This is a genomic window from Trinickia soli, assembly GCF_002879855.1.
In the GTDB taxonomy this organism is placed as follows: Bacteria; Pseudomonadota; Gammaproteobacteria; order Burkholderiales; family Burkholderiaceae; genus Trinickia; species Trinickia soli.
Window position 1 is genome coordinate 1 of record NZ_PNYB01000037.1, and the last position, 16,228, is coordinate 16,228.

16 protein-coding genes are annotated in these 16,228 nt (G+C 63.4%); 4 read left to right on the forward strand and 12 right to left on the reverse strand.

The window, feature by feature from the left end; genetic code table 11:
• The 6 genes from C0Z19_RS26170 to C0Z19_RS26195 all read right to left on the reverse strand — a co-directional run.
• Positions 1 to 569 (reverse strand): ABC transporter ATP-binding protein (locus C0Z19_RS26170; protein ID WP_102612755.1); only part of this gene is annotated, 569 nt, incomplete at its 3' end.
• A 21-nt stretch (positions 570 to 590) separates the two neighbouring features.
• Positions 591 to 1,760 carry an ABC transporter permease subunit gene (locus C0Z19_RS26175; RefSeq protein WP_102612756.1) on the reverse strand — a complete coding sequence of 390 codons (1,170 nt, stop codon included), beginning with the start codon at positions 1,758 to 1,760 and terminating at the stop codon, positions 591 to 593.
• 18 nt (positions 1,761 to 1,778) lie between these two features.
• Positions 1,779 to 2,729, reverse strand: a complete 951-nt coding sequence (locus C0Z19_RS26180; protein ID WP_102612757.1) for a branched-chain amino acid ABC transporter permease — start codon at positions 2,727 to 2,729, stop codon at positions 1,779 to 1,781.
• A 224-nt stretch (positions 2,730 to 2,953) separates the two neighbouring features.
• Positions 2,954 to 3,325 (reverse strand): hypothetical protein, encoded by a 372-nt coding sequence (locus C0Z19_RS28095; protein WP_146012152.1) that lies wholly within the window; start codon positions 3,323 to 3,325, stop codon positions 2,954 to 2,956.
• A 728-nt stretch (positions 3,326 to 4,053) separates the two neighbouring features.
• Positions 4,054 to 5,019 (reverse strand): 4-hydroxy-3-methylbut-2-enyl diphosphate reductase, encoded by a 966-nt coding sequence (gene ispH, locus C0Z19_RS26190; protein WP_102612759.1) that lies wholly within the window; start codon positions 5,017 to 5,019, stop codon positions 4,054 to 4,056.
• 2 nt (positions 5,020 to 5,021) lie between these two features.
• Complete coding sequence (locus C0Z19_RS26195; RefSeq protein WP_102612760.1) at positions 5,022 to 5,477, reverse strand: FKBP-type peptidyl-prolyl cis-trans isomerase; 456 nt, start codon at positions 5,475 to 5,477, stop codon at positions 5,022 to 5,024.
• A 212-nt stretch (positions 5,478 to 5,689) separates the two neighbouring features.
• Between C0Z19_RS26195 and radC the strand changes: the two genes are divergently transcribed.
• The 4 genes from radC (at position 5,690) to nadB (ending at position 8,831) form a co-directional block, all read left to right on the forward strand.
• On the forward strand, positions 5,690 to 6,412 hold the full coding sequence (radC, locus tag C0Z19_RS26200) for a RadC family protein (RefSeq protein ID WP_102612761.1): 723 nt from the start codon (positions 5,690 to 5,692) through the stop codon (positions 6,410 to 6,412).
• A gap of 235 nt (positions 6,413 to 6,647) precedes the next feature.
• Complete coding sequence (gene rpmB, locus C0Z19_RS26205) at positions 6,648 to 6,881, forward strand: 50S ribosomal protein L28 (protein WP_102612762.1); 234 nt, start codon at positions 6,648 to 6,650, stop codon at positions 6,879 to 6,881.
• Between the two features lie 10 nt (positions 6,882 to 6,891).
• Positions 6,892 to 7,059 (forward strand): 50S ribosomal protein L33, encoded by a 168-nt coding sequence (gene rpmG, locus C0Z19_RS26210; protein ID WP_004185395.1) that lies wholly within the window; start codon positions 6,892 to 6,894, stop codon positions 7,057 to 7,059.
• Between the two features lie 173 nt (positions 7,060 to 7,232).
• Complete coding sequence (gene nadB, locus C0Z19_RS26215; protein ID WP_102612763.1) at positions 7,233 to 8,831, forward strand: L-aspartate oxidase; 1,599 nt, start codon at positions 7,233 to 7,235, stop codon at positions 8,829 to 8,831.
• 138 nt (positions 8,832 to 8,969) lie between these two features.
• Here nadB and nadC read toward each other — a convergent pair whose 3' ends face one another.
• The 6 genes from nadC to purN all read right to left on the reverse strand — a co-directional run bounded on the left by nadC (position 8,970) and on the right by purN (position 16,105).
• Positions 8,970 to 9,872, reverse strand: coding sequence for a carboxylating nicotinate-nucleotide diphosphorylase (nadC, locus tag C0Z19_RS26220; protein WP_102612764.1), 903 nt, complete (start codon positions 9,870 to 9,872; stop codon positions 8,970 to 8,972).
• Positions 9,873 to 9,965: 93 nt separating this feature from the next.
• On the reverse strand, positions 9,966 to 11,099 hold the full coding sequence (nadA, locus tag C0Z19_RS26225) for a quinolinate synthase NadA (protein ID WP_102612765.1): 1,134 nt from the start codon (positions 11,097 to 11,099) through the stop codon (positions 9,966 to 9,968).
• A gap of 154 nt (positions 11,100 to 11,253) precedes the next feature.
• A complete protein-coding gene (locus C0Z19_RS26230; protein WP_102612783.1) occupies positions 11,254 to 12,450 on the reverse strand; it encodes a DesA family fatty acid desaturase in 1,197 nt (398 codons plus the stop codon).
• A 223-nt stretch (positions 12,451 to 12,673) separates the two neighbouring features.
• Entirely contained in the window at positions 12,674 to 14,074 is a 1,401-nt protein-coding gene (locus tag C0Z19_RS26235; protein ID WP_102612766.1) for a mechanosensitive ion channel family protein, read from the reverse strand.
• A 43-nt stretch (positions 14,075 to 14,117) separates the two neighbouring features.
• Positions 14,118 to 15,458, reverse strand: a complete 1,341-nt coding sequence (locus C0Z19_RS26240; RefSeq protein ID WP_102612767.1) for an RsmB/NOP family class I SAM-dependent RNA methyltransferase — start codon at positions 15,456 to 15,458, stop codon at positions 14,118 to 14,120.
• Positions 15,455 to 16,105, reverse strand: a complete 651-nt coding sequence (gene purN, locus C0Z19_RS26245; RefSeq protein WP_102612785.1) for a phosphoribosylglycinamide formyltransferase — start codon at positions 16,103 to 16,105, stop codon at positions 15,455 to 15,457. The genes C0Z19_RS26240 and purN overlap by 4 nt, the downstream gene beginning before the upstream one ends.
• Between the last annotated feature and the right edge of the window lie 123 nt (positions 16,106 to 16,228).

Genomic DNA, 16,228 nt, shown 5'->3' on the forward strand with positions numbered 1-16,228 from the left:
TCGGTCGCGTTCATCCCCGCCGCCGGCTCGTCCAGTGCAAGCAGCTTCGGATCGGTCGCCAACGCACGGGCGATTTCCAAACGGCGCTGGTGGCCATATGACAGATTGCGCGCCGTGTAGTCGGCGTACTGCAACACGCCGACGTATTCGAGCAATTCGAGCGCACGTTCCTTGATCTCGCGCTCTTCTTTACGTTCGGCCGGCGTCTGGAACACCGCGCCGAACAGCCCGTGCTTGGTGCGCACATGGCGGCCCACCATCACGTTCTCGAGCGCAGTCATGCCGCCGAACAGACGAATGTTTTGAAACGTACGGGCGATACCGGCCTTGGCCACCTGATGAACGGCCGTGGGCGTATAGTTCGTGCCGTCGAGCTTGAACTCGCCCGAATCGGGCGTATACAAGCCGGTAATCACGTTGAAGAACGTGGTCTTGCCGGCGCCGTTCGGGCCGATCAGCCCGTAGATCGTGCCTTCCTCGATCTTCAGGCCCACGTCCGACAGGGCTTGCAAGCCGCCGAAGCGCTTGTTCACGCCGGTGACGGACAAACGAATAGTTTTGTTGCTCATTTTGTGTATTCCTCCCGCTCTTTAAGCGCGCACCGGCTTCTTGGCGCCGCGCTTGGCCAGTTTTGCGATCTTGTCCTCATGCTTCGGCGCGGGCCACAGGCCTTCCGAGCGATAGAGCATGATGAGGACCATCGCCAGGCCGTACAGCAGCTGACGGATCACTTCCGTGTCGATGATCTGATGGCCGAACAGCCAGTGCTGCAGCGGGCCCATGGTCGAGCGCAGGAATTCGGGGAAGATAGCGAGCAGCACGGCGCCCAGAATCACGCCGGGGATGTGGCCCATGCCGCCCAGCACCACGCACGCGAGCACCACGACCGATTCCCAGAACGTGAACGACTCGGGCGAGACGAACCCTTGGAAGCCGCCGAACATGGCGCCCGACAGGCCGCCGAACGAGGCGCCCATCGCGAACGCGAGCAGCTTCACGTTACGCGTGTTGATGCCCATGGCCTTGGCCGCGATTTCGTCTTCGCGAATGGCTGCCCAGGCGCGGCCAATGCGTGAGTGCTGCAGGCGCGTGCAAACCCAGATCACGAACAGCGAGCACAGCACGAACAGGTAGTAATAGAGATAGACCGACGGCAGTTGCATGCCGAAGATCGAGTGCGTTTGCGCGAGGCTGAAGCCCGCCACGTGCACCGGATCGACGCCGGTAATCCCCTGCGGCCCGTTCGTGATGTTGATCGGACGGTCCAGATTGTTCATGAAGATCCGCACGATTTCACCGAAACCGAGCGTCACGATCGCGAGGTAGTCGCCGCGCAGCCGCAGTGTCGGCGCGCCCAGCAGCACGCCGAAGAACGCGGCGAGGCCCATCGCGATCGGTACGACCAGGAAGTACGACAGGTGCGGGCCGTTGGGCCAGATGTTGTGGATCCACTCGAACTGCGTGGACAGATGCGGCGAGGTCAGCAACGCCGCCGTATAGGCGCCGACCGCGTAGAACGCGATGTAACCCAGGTCCAGCAGACCGGCGAAACCCACCACCACGTTCAGGCCCAGGGCCAGCATGACGTAGAGCATCGCGAAGTCGAGCACGCGGACCCAGTAGTTGCCGCCCGCGGCACCGATGATCATCGGCGCTGCGATAACGAAGATAGCCGTGGGCACACCCACGACGAGCGTCTTCGTGGCATTTTTCTCAGGGATGAGCGTCGTGGACGGCTCGATCGGTTGAATTGAAGTCATTTTCCTAGCTCCTTGCCCTTACGCGCGGTCCGCCACACGTTCGCCGAGCAGACCCGACGGACGGAACACCAAGACGATGATCAGCACGATGAAGGCAAACACGTCCTGATAGTTACTGCCGAATACGCCACCGGTCAGATTGCCGATGTAGCCAGCGCCCAGCTGTTCGATCAAACCGAGCACCACGCCGCCGACCATCGCGCCGCCGAGGTTGCCGATCCCGCCGAGCACCGCAGCCGTGAACGCCTTCATGCCGGGGATGAAGCCCATGTAGAAGTGAACGTTGCCGTATTCAGAGGCGATCATGACGCCGGCCAAGGCAGCCAGGGCCGAGCCGATCATGAACGTAGCCGAGATCACGAAGTTCGGATTCACGCCCATCAGGCTCGCGACGTTCGGGTTTTCGGCGATCGCGCGCATCGCGCGGCCAAGCTTGGTCTTATGCACGAGCAGCAGCAGACCGGCCATCACGAGGAACGCCACGATGATGATCGTGATTTCGGTGGCCGAGATGACGGCGCCCACGCTCGTGTCGCTCGCCTTGATCACGTTGATCGGATCGGTCGAGATCAGCTGCGGGAACGGCAGCGGGTTGCGCGACCAGATCATCATGGCCAGCGTTTCAAGCAGAATCGATACGCCGATCGCGGTGATCAGCGGCGCCAGACGCGGGGCGCGTCGCAGCGGCCGGTATGCGGCCCGCTCGATCACATAGCCGACGATCGCGCAGACGACGGCCGCGACGACGAGCCCGATGATCAGAGTCGGGATGTTGCCGAGCCCGGGGAAGTGGTTATGCAGCACGTTGATGGTCGACAACGCGACCATCGCACCGACCATCAACACGTCGCCGTGAGCGAAGTTGATGATGCCCAAGATGCCGTACACCATCGTGTAGCCCAGTGCAATGATGGCGTAGACGCTACCAAGCACCAGACCGTTGAGGATCTGCTGGATGAAGATATCCATTTAAAGCTCCTTAGCCCGTGCGACTGGATCTTCGCTTCGCGCCGGTTGTAACGCGGACGGTCGGCGAAAACCGCAACGGCACTGCGGGTACTGATAAATAAACCGGTAAGGGTCGGCCGCCTCACGGATACCGCTGAAACCGTGATTCGGCGGCATGCCCGGTGGGGCGGATGCAAAAACGGCACCGTCGGGTATCCGGTGCCGTCGCGTTCCATGCTCCGTCACTACACTTTCACGACGTCGAGGACCGCGCGCACGCCGTCCTTGAAGTCGTGAAGCGTAATGGCGCCTTCTCGCGAACCGCCGTCGACGCCGCCTGCGATGGGAACCCGTCGCGCACTTGCGCGCGCGGCGGACATCGCTTCTGGTGTCCTGGACGTTTCGAACCAATCAGCGCACATCTTTGCGCCCGGCGCCACGCAAGCGGCATCGAACGCGAGCGGCGCCGCTACCGGCGCCAGCGTGCGGGCGCAGGCTTCGCCATGCTGCGCGAAGTCTGCATCCGGGCGCCGGATGACAGGCATGAAAGCCGCCTTCCATCCGGCGCGACGTCGCTGCGCATCGAGCGCCGACGACGCCACCTTGCGGGCACGCACGCCGCCTGCAAGGATTGTTGCTCCGATTTCGAGCGCGGCCTGCGCTGCAGGCCACACACTCGCTGAAAATGTTCCGCCAAACCGGTACGCACCGGGCCGGGCGCGTCCGTTGCGGGTGGGTAGAATCGCCGACGCAGCCGCACCCGAAACCGCGATGCGACGCGGGCGAGCCAGCCGCGCATGTCTGTTCGACCGCGATGCCGCCTGCTCATTATTTTGGTTGTTCCGACCAAGAGGCGCAGTGCATGACGCCGACCGCAGGGTCGACCCCACAGCGACAATAGTCGCCGTCTCACATATCGACGCCGCGACGACCCACGTCGCGTCACCGATGCTCGCCTCGCCGCCTCTCGTCATGCCCGATGCGGCGTAAGCAAACTTAACTTGCATTAACCAGGTCTCCTGCGCCTTGCTCAATACGATGCCAGAAGGCCCGTGAACCTTGAGGACGCGCGCATTGTAACTCTAATTGCCGAACGGCCAATATGCTGAATCGCCAGGGTTTTCCAGCATTGCAACCTTTTTTTGGGACTCTTATTCGACGAATGTCGCAACCTGGTTGCGACATTCCTTCCCTTATTGGGAGCAACCATCGCGATCTCGCGCTTGCGGAAAATAAAAAAGCGCGCCGAAACAGGGCGCGCTTTTCGCGATAAATATTAACGGAGGGCAAACCCCGAGTACCGGGACAACCAGGCCGACGACCAAAATGGTCGCTCGCGTGGCGCTTAGTTCGGCAGCGTGAGACCGCGCGGCAGCGGGAATGCAATGTTTTCCTCGATGCCTTCGAGCGCGCGAACGTTGCTCGCGCCGAGTTCGCGTAGCCGTGCAATCACGGCTTGAGCGAGCACCTCTGGCGCCGATGCGCCCGCGGTCACACCGATGCGCCGCTTGCCTTTCACCCACGCCGGGTCGATCTGGGCTGGCGAATCAACCATATAGGCCGGCACGCCGCGCTTCTCGGCCACTTCGCGCAGCCGGTTCGAATTGGAACTGTTGGGGCTGCCGACGACGATCACGACATCGCACTGCGGAGCCATGAACTTGACCGCATCCTGCCGATTCTGAGTCGCATAACAGATGTCCTGCTTCTTCGGTTCGCGAATGAGCGGAAAGCGCGCCTTCAGCGCGGCGATGATGTCGGCCGCATCGTCTACCGACAACGTCGTTTGCGTGACGAATGCGACGCGCGACGGATCAGCCAGGCGCAGCGCATTGACGTCTTCGATGCTTTCTACGAGATACATGCCCTCGCCCGACTGGCCCATCGTGCCCTCGACCTCGGGATGCCCTTTGTGGCCGATCATGACGATGTCGAGCCCCTCCTGACGCATCTTCGCCACTTCCATATGGACTTTCGTCACGAGTGGGCACGTCGCGTCATAAATGCGCAAGCCACGCGCTTCCGCCTCCTCGCGCACCGCCTTCGACACGCCATGGGCACTGAAGATCACCGTGCTGCCCGCAGGCACTTCGTCGAGCAGTTCGACGAACACGGCGCCCTTTTTACGGAGGTCTTCGACAACGTAGGCGTTATGAACAATTTCATGGCGCACGTAGATCGGCGCGCCGAACAGCTTGATGGCGCGCTCGACGATTTCGATGGCGCGATCGACGCCCGCGCAGAAACCGCGCGGCTGGGCCAGCAGGATTTCCGCCTCGGCAGCGGCGATAGAGGTATCCGAGAGGCTCATGTCTACAGAATTCCGATGATTTGCACTTCGAATATCAGCGCCTGCCCGGCCAGTGGGTGATTGAAATCGAACAGGGCCGACGTCTCGCCGATCTCCTTGAGCACACCGGCATAACGGCCGCCGCTCGGCGCATTGAACTCGATCAGGTCGCCCGGCGCGATCTCCTCGCCCATCATCCCGTTTTCGCGGAGCGTGGCGAGCGACACGCGTTGCAGGAGCTCGGGATTGCGCGGGCCGAATGCTTCGCCCTCGCCTAGCCGGAAGGTGGAATGGTCGCCCGTCTTCATCCCCACGAGAATGTCTTCGAGCGGCGCCGCCAACTGCCCGGCGCCCAACAGCAGGGTGGCGGGCTTGTCGCCGAACGTGTTGACGATGTCGGCGCCATCGGCAAGCGCAAGCCTGTAGTGAAGCGTGACATGCGAACCGGCTTTCACTTGTGAAATATCGATGATGCTCATGGAATAGCTCGTAAGGCGGAGGCGACGTGCGCGCGAAGCGGGCGGACATCCGACGTCGGGACGCCCGGCGTGTGGACGGGCCGCCTGGCGATGCCCGGCCCAGGGACGCCCCGCACAAAGACGCTATTGTAAGCCACCTCGCACCGGGCGGCGCGCGCCCAAAGTGCGCACAGTCCGTGCCCACCCGCAAACCGCTAATATGAGATGCGCATATGCAAGATAGTTCCGACCCGTTCGCGCCCGGCACCATGGCACCGCCCCACCCCGGTCGCGCCGGCGCGCCGCGCGACATGCCGCGCGAGCGGCTGTTCGACGTCGGCCCGGCCGCCCTTTCCGACACGGAACTCGTTGCAATCTTTCTGGGTTCGGGGCTACCCGGGTACAACGTGTTCGAGGTGGCGCGCGCGCTGCTCGAGCGTTTCGGCTCGCTGCGCGCCATTCTCGACGCCACGCCGCCCGACTTCGACGGCATGCGCGGGATCGGGCCCGCGAAAAAGGCCGTGCTGTTGGCGGTCATCGAGATGGCGCGCCGCGCGTTGGCCGAACGGGCACGCGAGCAGCCTCTCGTCGACTCGGTCGATGCGGTTCAGGACTATGTGCGCCTGCTGATCGGCACGCGACCGTACGAAGTATTTCTCTGCCTCTTTTTAGATGCACGGCACCGGCTGATCGCCAGCGAGGAAACGTCGCGCGGGTCCCTGACGCGTCTCGCGGTCTACCCGCGCGAAATCGTGCGCCGGGCACTCGAAGCGAATGCGGCGAGTCTCGTCGTCGCGCACAACCATCCGTCCGGGGCCGTCAAGCCCAGCGCCAGCGACCGCCAGCTCACGCGCGTGCTGCGCGACGCGCTGGCCTTGATCGAAGTGCGGCTCGTCGACCATCTCGTGGTGGGCCGCAGCGACGTCTTCTCGTTCGCCCGGGCAGGTTGGCTGTGAACGTGTCGCCTTCCTCCCACAGGGCACGTGCAAATTCGGTTTGATTTTTCGGCTCTTTTTCTGCTAGAATCGCCGTCTGCCTGTTTCCAACCCCGTTCAGAAGCTTGGGGAGGTCGCCGCAATCATCTACCGAGCGGGTTATCGCGCGGTTCCTGAGTGGCTTCCTTGTGCCCTTTCCTGTTAGGCCCCGACCAGGCTTGAACCCCGAATTTAAGCGTTTTAGGAGTGCTCTCATATGGCACGCGTATGCCAAGTAACTGGGAAAGCGCCGATGAGCGGCAACAACGTTTCCCACGCGAACAACAAGACGAAGCGGCGCTTCCTGCCGAATCTGCATTCCCGCCGTTTCTGGGTGGAAAGCGAAAACCGCTTCGTGCGCCTGCGCGTTTCGAACGCCGGTCTGCGCCTCATCGATAAGAATGGCATTGATACCGTGCTCGCTGATCTGCGCGCGCGCGGCGAAATCTAAGGAGTAAGTCATGGCCAAAGGCGCACGCGACAAGATCAAGCTGGAGTCGACCGCAGGCACGGGTCACTTCTACACCACGACGAAGAACAAGCGCAACATGCCGGAAAAGATGGAGATCATGAAGTTCGATCCCGTCGCCCGCAAGCACGTTGCGTACAAGGAAACGAAGATCAAGTAATCGGTTTCCTGAGCCGAACGGCGCCAAAAGCCCCGCCCTGTGCGGGGCTTTTGCTTTGGCGCGCCCCGTTGCGTCCCTCGACGCGGTATCCTTTCGAGCTTACCCGCGCATTTTTTACACGGCTGCAATCTGCTGCGCGTTGATGTCGGGGGACCGGGGACAAGGGAACACAGATGAATTTCGACGTGGTAATCGTAGGCAGCGGGCTCGCGGGCCTCACCGTCGCACTGAATCTCGCCGAAAAGCGGCGCGTGGCCGTCATCGCCAAACGCTCGATGACCGAAGGCGCGAGCGACTGGGCCCAGGGCGGGATCGCGGCCGTGCTCGATTCGGCCGATAGCGTCGAAAACCACGTCGACGATACGCTCGTGGCCGGCGCGGGACTCTGCGACGAGGGCGCCACGCGGTTCATCGTCGAACATGGTCGCACGGCCATCGAATGGTTGATCGAACAGGGCGTGCCATTCACGCGAGATGATGCGGCCGAACTGGGCTTTCATTTGACGCGCGAAGGCGGTCACAGCCATCGCCGCATCATTCACGCGGCCGATGCCACGGGCCATGCCGTCGTCGCCACGCTGTCCGAACGCGTACGCAAACACCCGAACATCACGCTACTCGAGGATCATTACGCGATCGATCTCATCACCTCCGATCGCCTCGGCCTGCCCGGTCGACGTTGTCACGGCCTCTATGCGCTCGACCTGGCGAGTGGACGCACGGTCACCCTCGAAGCGCCGCATACGATTCTCGCGACCGGGGGCGCGGGCAAAGTCTATCTCTACACGACGAATCCCGACACCGCGACGGGCGACGGCATCGCCATGGCATGGCGGGCCGGCTGTCGCGTGTCGAACATGGAATTCATCCAGTTCCACCCAACCTGCCTGTTCCACCCTTACGCGAAGTCCTTTCTGATCACCGAAGCCGTACGCGGTGAAGGCGGCAAGTTGCTGCTGCCCGACGGTACGCGCTTCATGCCCGCTCACGACGAGCGCGCCGAGCTCGCGCCGCGTGACATCGTGGCGCGCGCAATCGACTTCGAAATCAAGAAGCGCGGCATCGATTGCGTCTACCTCGACATCAGCCATCAGCCGGCCGCGTTCCTGCACGAACACTTCCCGACCATCCTCGCGCGCTGCCTCGAATTCGGGATCGACATCACGAAAGACCCGATTCCCGTCGTGCCGGCCGCGCACTACACCTGCGGCGGCGTCGTCACCGATCTGGCAGGGCGCACCGATCTGGCCGGTCTTTATGCCGTGGGTGAGACCTCCTACACGGGGCTGCATGGCGCGAATCGTCTCGCGAGCAACTCTCTGCTCGAATGCCTCGTCATCGGCCGCTCGGCCGCAGAGGCGATCGAGCGCGAAGGGTTCGATGCAGCGGCCCACGCACCGCTGCCCGATTGGGACGAGAGCCGCGTTTCGGACCCGGACGAGGAAGTCGTCGTCGCCCATAATTGGGATGAGCTACGCCGGCTGATGTGGAATTACGTGGGAATCGTCAGAACCGACAAGCGCCTTGCGCGCGCCAAGCACCGCATCGCCTTGCTGCGCGACGAGATCCAGGAGTACTACGCCAATTTCAGGGTCAGCCGCGATCTGCTGGAACTGCGCAATCTCGTCGACGTTGCCTCGTTGATTGTCGAAAGCGCTCGCTCGCGCCGGGAAAGCCGCGGGCTGCACTTCTCGCGCGATTGGCCGTGTGCGCTGCCCAAAGCGCTGCCGACTGTCCTCTCGCCCGAACGCGTTCCCAACCGGCAGGTTTGAGGACGCCTGGGCGCTTGACGGCCGGGTGCAATCGGCCCGGCGGACGACCACGGCAACCAGCGCCGCGCAGCCGCCCGTCGCGTTGCACAGCGAAGCACGCGAACGGGCCGCCGGGGATGGCGGACCGACGCGGGCGCGTCAGATCAACCGCATCGAATAGTCGGTCGCGCGCACGTCCTTTGTCAGCGCACCGATCGAAATGCGATCGACGCCCGTCTCGGCGATCGCTCGCACTGTGTCGAAATTGACGCCGCCCGACACTTCCAGCAGCGCCCGGCCGGCCGTCAGTTTGACGGCATCGCGCATCGCCTCGAACGAAAAGTTATCGAGCAGGATCGATTCCGCGCGATGAGCAAGCGCAGACTCCAATTGCTCGATCGTTTCCACTTCGATCTGGATCGAGACGCCCGTCTCGAGCGCGTAAGCGGCATTCAGCGCTGCGCCCACGCCGCCCGCTGCGGCGATGTGATTTTCTTTGATGAGGATGCCGTCGTAGAGCGCGAGGCGTTGATTCGCTCCGCCGCCCACGCGCACGGCGTACTTCTGCGCCAGCCGCAACCCGGGCAGCGTCTTGCGCGTATCCAGAATGCGTGCGCGGGTGCCGCGGACGGCGTCGACATAGCGACGCGTTGCCGTCGCGACGCCCGATAGCAACTGGAGGAAATTCAACCCATTGCGCTCGGCCGTCAGCAATGCGCGCGCCGGGCCACGCAGAAAGCAAACGGGCGAATCGGCGGCCATCAGGTCGCCCTCGCGATAGCGCCAGTCGATTTCGATGGCGGGATCGACCTGCCGCATCACCGCGACGAACCAGGGCACGCCGCAGAGCACCGCCTCTTCACGCACGAGAATGCGAGCCTCTCGTATGGAATCGGCCGGCACCAACCGCCCCGTGAGATCACCGTCGCCGACGTCTTCCGCCAGCGCGTCCGCTACGTTGCGCGCGAGCGCCGCATCGAACGCCGCGCCGTACTGCTCGTGAATTTCGGCATAAAGCGGTGATACAACGTCTTGGAGCGGCGTGATTTGTTGCTCGGTCATAAGATCTGAATTCCTTTGCACCGCAAGCGGCCTGCCCGGCCGCCCCGGCACGCGAATGTCGGACTAAACGGCGCAGGCTTGCGCCCCCCGCCTTCAGGCCGCGCCTATGTTGGCGAACAGCGCCGAATCGCGAGCGAGGTCGCCGCTCGCCTGCACGCGCTTCTTGTGAGCCGCCGCAAATTCGAGCATCCGATCGATCGGCAGGCGCGCGCGCTCACGAATAGCAGCGTCGACGAAAATTTCGTTGTGACCGCGCTCGAGCACTTCGACCAGATTGGCGAGCCCGTTCATCGCCATCCATGGGCAATGCGCGCAACTCTTGCACGTCGCGCTATTGCCGGCCGTCGGCGCGGCGATAAACGTCTTGCCGGGCGCGGCGAGGCGCATCTTGTGCAGAATGCCGAGATCGGTCGCGACGATGAAGTGCGTGGCATCGAGACGGGTGGCAGCATCGATCAGCTGCGTCGTCGAGCCGACGACATCGGCCTGGGCGACGACACCGGCCGGCGATTCCGGATGCACGAGCACCTTCGCCCCCGGATGCTCGGCCCGCAGCAAGTCCAACTCGATGCCTTTGAACTCGTCATGCACGAGGCACGAGCCCTGCCACAGCAGCATGTCCGCGCCCGTCTGCTTTTGGATGTATTGGCCCAGGTGCCGGTCCGGCGCCCACAGGATCTTTTCGCCGCGGGCATGCAGATGCGAGACGATTTCCAAACCGATCGACGACGTCACCATCCAATCGGCGCGCGCCTTCACGGCCGCGCTCGTGTTGGCGTAGACGACCACCGTCCGATCCGGGTGAGCGTCGCAAAACGCCGAAAACTCATCGGCCGGGCAACCGAGGTCGAGCGAGCACGTCGCATCGAGATCGGGCATCAGAATGCGCTTGCCAGGGCTCAGGATCTTCGCCGTCTCGCCCATGAAACGCACGCCCGCCACGACGAGCGTTTGCGCCTCATGATCTCGACCGAAACGCGCCATTTCGAGCGAATCGGCTACGCAGCCGCCCGTTTCGTCCGCAAGCTCCTGCAACTCCGAATCCACGTAGTAATGCGCGACCAGGACGGCTTTTTCGCGCGACAGCAACTCGCGCACACGAGCCTTGAGCTGCTGCTTTTCCTCGAGCGACGGCGCCGACGGCACTTTCGCCCAAGCCTGCCCGACGCCGCAAACGGCGCCCGCGAGCGGCTTGTCGAATTCGACGGTTTTGATGGCCGAGTCCATCCCAATCTCCACTATTGCGCCGCACGGCATGTGCCGAACGCGGGCCGAACGAGCCACGCCGAACGCACGGCGAGGACCTCAAAAAGCAACACCCCGCCAATGCGGGGTGTCAGTGACGTACCAGAATTTTAAAGGATTTCGAATTTCGCGGCGCTCAGGCGTACCGGCGCAGACGCGTCGCAAATTCCTGCAGTGCCTTGATGCCGCTTTGTTCAGCGCGGTGACACCAATCCTGGAGCTGAACCAGCAACTGTTCGCGGGAGGCGTTCGACCTGTCCCAGATGGCGCTCAAATCGTTGCGCAGTTCGATGAACGTGCGCAGCGTCTGGCTGTTCGCGAAGATTTCGGGCAGTTGTCGCTTTTGCGGCTCGTCCAGTCCCGCTTCGTCCTTGTGGAACCACTTCCGCGCACCGCGCATCAGCTGATATTTCTCGCGCGAACCAATTTCCTTGAGCCGCACGAGTTCTTGCCGATAAGCGCGCTTGACGGTCTTGGCGTAGCGCGCCATGACCTCATAGCGGTTGGTCAGCACGGCCTGCAGCGTGTCCTGATCGAGCACCGGTTTGCTCGCCGTCAACCGCGGCGTAGGAGCGATCTTCTTGACCTTCGCCAGCCCGACAGCCGACATCAAGCGGATGTAGAGCCAACCGATGTCGAACTCGTACCACTTGTTCGACAGCTTGGCCGACGTAGCGTACGTGTGGTGATTGTTATGAAGTTCTTCGCCGCCGATGATGATGCCCCACGGGAAGATATTCGTGCTGGCGTCCGCGGAGTTGAAGTTTCGGTAGCCCCAGAAGTGCGCAAGGCCGTTCACGACGCCTGCCGCCCAGAAAGGGATCCAGATCATTTGCACGGCCCAGACGGTGAGCCCGACGATGCCGAACAGCGCGACGTCGATGACCATCATCAGACTGATGCCAAGAATCGGATAACGCGTGTAGACGTTGCGCTCGACCCAGTCATTGGGCGTGCCATGGCCGAAGCGGCGCAGCGTTTCTTCGTTCCGGGCCTCGGCGCGATACAGCTCGGCGCCTTCGAGCAGCACCTTCCAGATACCGCGCGTTTGCGGGCTGTGCGGATCTTCTTCCGTTTCGCACTTGGCGTGATGCTTGCGGTGGATGGACGCCCACTGGCCCGTGAGCATACCCGTCGTCATCCAGAGCCAGAAGCGGAAAAAATGGCTCGCGATGGGGTGCAGATCGAGCGCGCGGTGCGCCTGACAGCGGTGCAGATAGACGGTAACGCCGATGATCGTGATGTGCGTGACGACCAACGCAAACAGCACGATTTGCCACCACGAAAAGCGAAGGAAACCGTGCGCGAGGAAATCGAGAAGGGAATTCAGCAAGGTGTTGTGCCCGTATTGCAGCGACACCCACAGCCAAGCGGATGTCGAAAAAGTGAAAGCTGGCTTTCAAAGCTCAACGCATTCTACTGCAATCGACGCAAGTATATGTAACAAAAAAGAATTTTTGCGACGCAGCAGCGAAACGACAGCGCGTTGGCAGCGCATTTTTACGGCGTGACAGGGTTGGCAGCCTCCTGCGGCCTATCGCCGCAGGGGCTGCCATTCATGCTGAGATATCGCGAGCCAATCCCGTGCCCGAAACGCCGGCGTCGGGCTGCCCCGCGCCGAGCGTCGGATCCTGGCCGATCTCCACGGCGCCGCCCAATACGCCCGGCAAGCCGCCGATCAGATGGATGTCGCGCCGCGCATAGGGAATGGAAATGCCGTGCTCCTGGAAGAGCCGCCAGATATTGCGGTTCACGGTGGAACGGACCGCGGCCGTGCCTTTTGCCGCCTCTTCGATCCAAAAGCCCAGCTCGAGATTGATGCCGTCGGCGCCGAAGCCGGCCAGATAGGCCGTCGGCGCCGGATCTTCGAGGACGCGCTCGACACCGCGAGCGGCCTCTGCGAGCAAGGTCATCGCTTGCTCGACCTCGGCGCTGTAGGCGATTTGCACGGCGGTCTTCGCATAGCCGCGCGTCAGATAAGAGGAATGGTTCTGGACGACGTCCGTCACGAGCTTTTCGTTCGGAATCAGCGTTTCGATGCCGTCGAGCCCGCGCACGGTCGTATAGCGCGTGCGGATCTCCGTCACCATGCCCTGCAGCCCTGCGACGTTGATCGTGTCGCCGATCCGCAGCGACCGGTCGATCAGGATGATGAACCCCGACACGTAATTGCTGGCGATCTTCTGCAGGCTCAAACCAAGGCCGACGCCGAGCGCGCCGCCGAACACGCCGAGCACGGTGATGTCGATGCCGACCAATGAAAAACTGACGAGCACGGCGGCAAGCAGCAACAGCGCCCGCCCGATTCGCGACAGCACCACGCGCAGATTGGCATCCACCGAACTCGCGCGCATGATGCGGTCCTCGAACACCGACCCGAGCCACAACGCAAAGATGACGGTCGCACAAACCCACATCAGCCCTGTCGTGAACGAGAGCAGCGTCATGTGCGCGGTACCGACGCGAAAGCGGACCGACGCCATCCAACGCAGCACTTCGTCCTGGATACCGAGCACGGTGATGCCCATGCCGATCCAGACCACCACCGACACGATCTTCTCGGCGATGGACAGCCACGCATGCGCATGCCCGGTGCGCCCAAAGACACGGCGCGCAATGAAGAAGACGATGTAGATCAGCGCTATGCCCAACAGCGGGACGAGCGCCAGCTCGAGCAGCGACGTCGACATGTAGTCGTCGAGCACGGTCTGCTCGATCAAAACGAGCACGCCGCCGAGCAGCGGGAACAGCGCTTTGTGCAGGCTTTCCGCACCGAAACGCGCCGTTTCCTGCCGCGCACGCCGGTACGAATCGAGCCCGTGCCGCACGAGCCGCGCGAGCAGCCAGGCCACGAGCAACGTGCCGAGCAGCGTCGACGCCTGCCAGATCATGACGGGCTGGCCGTAATCGCGCGCGATGCCGGCCAGCATATGGGAGAGGATGCGATTCTGTGTCATCTCGAACGAAGACGGGCCGCTCGGGCAGCCTCCGAATGAAGGTTCAGCGGCGCTCGAGCACGGCGGCGAAAAAGCCGTCCGTCGCATGCCGGTGCGGCCACAGCGACAGGTAATCGCCCATTTCGAGCTCGATCCTCTGCTCGGCCAGCGCCTGGCCCGCGGGCACGAGCGCGAAATCGGGATGATCGGCGAGAAACTGCGAGACGATCGCCTCGTTTTCCGCTTCGAGCACGCTGCAGGTCGCATACACGAGCCGCCCGCCCGTCTTCACGAGACGCGCGGCGCTCGCGAGGATCGACGCCTGCTTCGGCGCAAGTTCCTCCACCGAGGCAGGGCTTTGGCGCCATTTCAGGTCGGGATTGCGGCGCAGCGTGCCCAGGCCGCTGCAGGGCGCGTCGACGAGAACGCGATCGATCTTGCCGGCAAGCCGCTTGATCTTTGCGTCATGCTCGCTGTCGATCAGCACCGGGTGGACGTTCGACAAGCCGCTGCGGGCGAGGCGCGGCTTGAGCTTGGCCAGACGCCGGTCGGACACGTCGAACGCATAGAGCCGCCCCGTCGAACGCATCGCCGCCCCGAGCGCGAGCGTCTTTCCGCCCGCGCCGGCGCAGAAATCGACCACCATCTCGCCGCGGCGCGGCGCGACCAGCGCGCACAGCAGCTGACTGCCCTCGTCCTGCACTTCGATCCAGCCGTCCTCGAATGCCTTGAGCTTGGTGAGCGCCGGCTTGCCAACGACGCGCACGCCGAGCGGCGCGAATGGCGTCGCGCCGGCTTCGATGCCGGACGCCTGCAAAGCATCGAGTACCTGCTCGCGATTGGCCTTGATGGGATTGACGCGCAGATCGAGCGGCGCCGGATAATTGAGCGCCGCGGCCAGCTGAGCCAGTTCGTCGGCGTCGAACCGCTTCGCGAGCGCCTCGACGATCCAGTCGGGCAGGTTCGTGCGCACCCGAAGGGGCAGGCTGGCCGGATCGATCTTCGCAACGTGCTCGAGCCAGGCGCTTTCGGCTTCCGACACGAACGGCGTCAAAGCGGCGCGACCGGCCGTCTGCATGAGGCCGAGCAGCGCAAGCCGCCGCGTCGGGTTGCCACTGCCGCTTTCGGCCAGATGAGCGAACTCCATGCGTCGGCGCAGCACCGCGAACACGGCCTCGGCGATGACGCCGCGCTCGGCATGGCCGAGCTTCGGATGGGCGCGGAAGAAGCGGCTCGTGGTGGCGTCGGCCGGGCCGGCGAATTTGAGGACGTCGGCGAGCAACGTTTCGGTCTGGCCGATCAGAAAACCATGCAGCGCCGAATCGCGCTTGCCGCCGGCGCGCGGGGAACCGGACGCGCCCTTTTCTTTCTTTCTCGTGTTTTTGGTGTTTTTTGTGTTTTTCATACGGCCGCCTCTAGCGTGTCGGAGAAATACCATTGCGGTTCGGGCGGCGTCACGACGACGCGCAAGCCCGAGAGCGTCAAACGATCTTCGACGAACCAGCGCACCGCGCGCGGATAAATGACATGCTCGACGGCGAGCAGGCGCTGCGCGAGCGAGCGCGCATCGTCGGCGGCCGTGACCGGGATCGCGCCCTGCACGACGATCGGACCGTGATCGAGTTGGGACGTGACGAAATGCACCGTCGCGCCGTGCAGCACGACGCCGGCTTCGAGCGCCCGCTCATGCGTGCGCAGCCCCGGAAAGCTCGGCAGCAGCGACGGATGGACGTTCAGCATGCGGCCGGAGTAGCGCTCGACGAAGCCCGAAGTCAGCACGCGCATGAAACCGGCGAGCACGACGAGATCGGGCGAAAAGCGATCCACGGTCTGAGCCAGGGCCGCGTCGAACGCCTCGCGATCCGCGTACCCGCCATGTTCCACGACGGCGGTGGCGATGCCTTGCGACGCCGCAAACGCGAGCCCGGGGGCGTCGGCCCGGTTCGACACGACGGCCGCAATGCGCGCCGGCCAGCGCTCCGCGGCACAGGCGCGTACGATCGCTTCCATGTTGCTGCCGCGCCCGGAAATCAAAATCACGATATTTTTCATCCGGCGATTTTATCACCCGGGCCTCGCTCGAAGCCGCGCGAGCGCCGAGCCGGCCGGCGAGCGTTTATAATCTTCTGCTTTGCGACAATTGTCGCCCGTTCATCGATGATCGGCTGCGCGGCG

Bases quoted from the DNA above. Each gene is read 5' to 3' on its own strand.
- C0Z19_RS26175 (WP_102612756.1), bottom strand. From the start codon at position 1,760: ATGACTTCAATTCAACCGATCGAGCCGTCCACGACGCTCATCCCTGAG.
- C0Z19_RS26180 (WP_102612757.1), bottom strand. From the start codon at position 2,729: ATGGATATCTTCATCCAGCAGATCCTCAACGGTCTGGTGCTTGGTAGC.
- ispH (WP_102612759.1), bottom strand. From the start codon at position 5,019: ATGAGCCTCTCGGATACCTCTATCGCCGCTGCCGAGGCGGAAATCCTG.
- C0Z19_RS26195 (WP_102612760.1), bottom strand. From the start codon at position 5,477: ATGAGCATCATCGATATTTCACAAGTGAAAGCCGGTTCGCATGTCACG.
- radC (WP_102612761.1), top strand. From the start codon at position 5,690: ATGCAAGATAGTTCCGACCCGTTCGCGCCCGGCACCATGGCACCGCCC.
- rpmB (WP_102612762.1), top strand. From the start codon at position 6,648: ATGGCACGCGTATGCCAAGTAACTGGGAAAGCGCCGATGAGCGGCAAC.
- rpmG (WP_004185395.1), top strand. From the start codon at position 6,892: ATGGCCAAAGGCGCACGCGACAAGATCAAGCTGGAGTCGACCGCAGGC.
- nadB (WP_102612763.1), top strand. From the start codon at position 7,233: ATGAATTTCGACGTGGTAATCGTAGGCAGCGGGCTCGCGGGCCTCACC.
- nadC (WP_102612764.1), bottom strand. From the start codon at position 9,872: ATGACCGAGCAACAAATCACGCCGCTCCAAGACGTTGTATCACCGCTT.
- nadA (WP_102612765.1), bottom strand. From the start codon at position 11,099: ATGGACTCGGCCATCAAAACCGTCGAATTCGACAAGCCGCTCGCGGGC.
- C0Z19_RS26235 (WP_102612766.1), bottom strand. From the start codon at position 14,074: ATGACACAGAATCGCATCCTCTCCCATATGCTGGCCGGCATCGCGCGC.
- C0Z19_RS26240 (WP_102612767.1), bottom strand. From the start codon at position 15,458: ATGAAAAACACAAAAAACACCAAAAACACGAGAAAGAAAGAAAAGGGC.
- purN (WP_102612785.1), bottom strand. From the start codon at position 16,105: ATGAAAAATATCGTGATTTTGATTTCCGGGCGCGGCAGCAACATGGAA.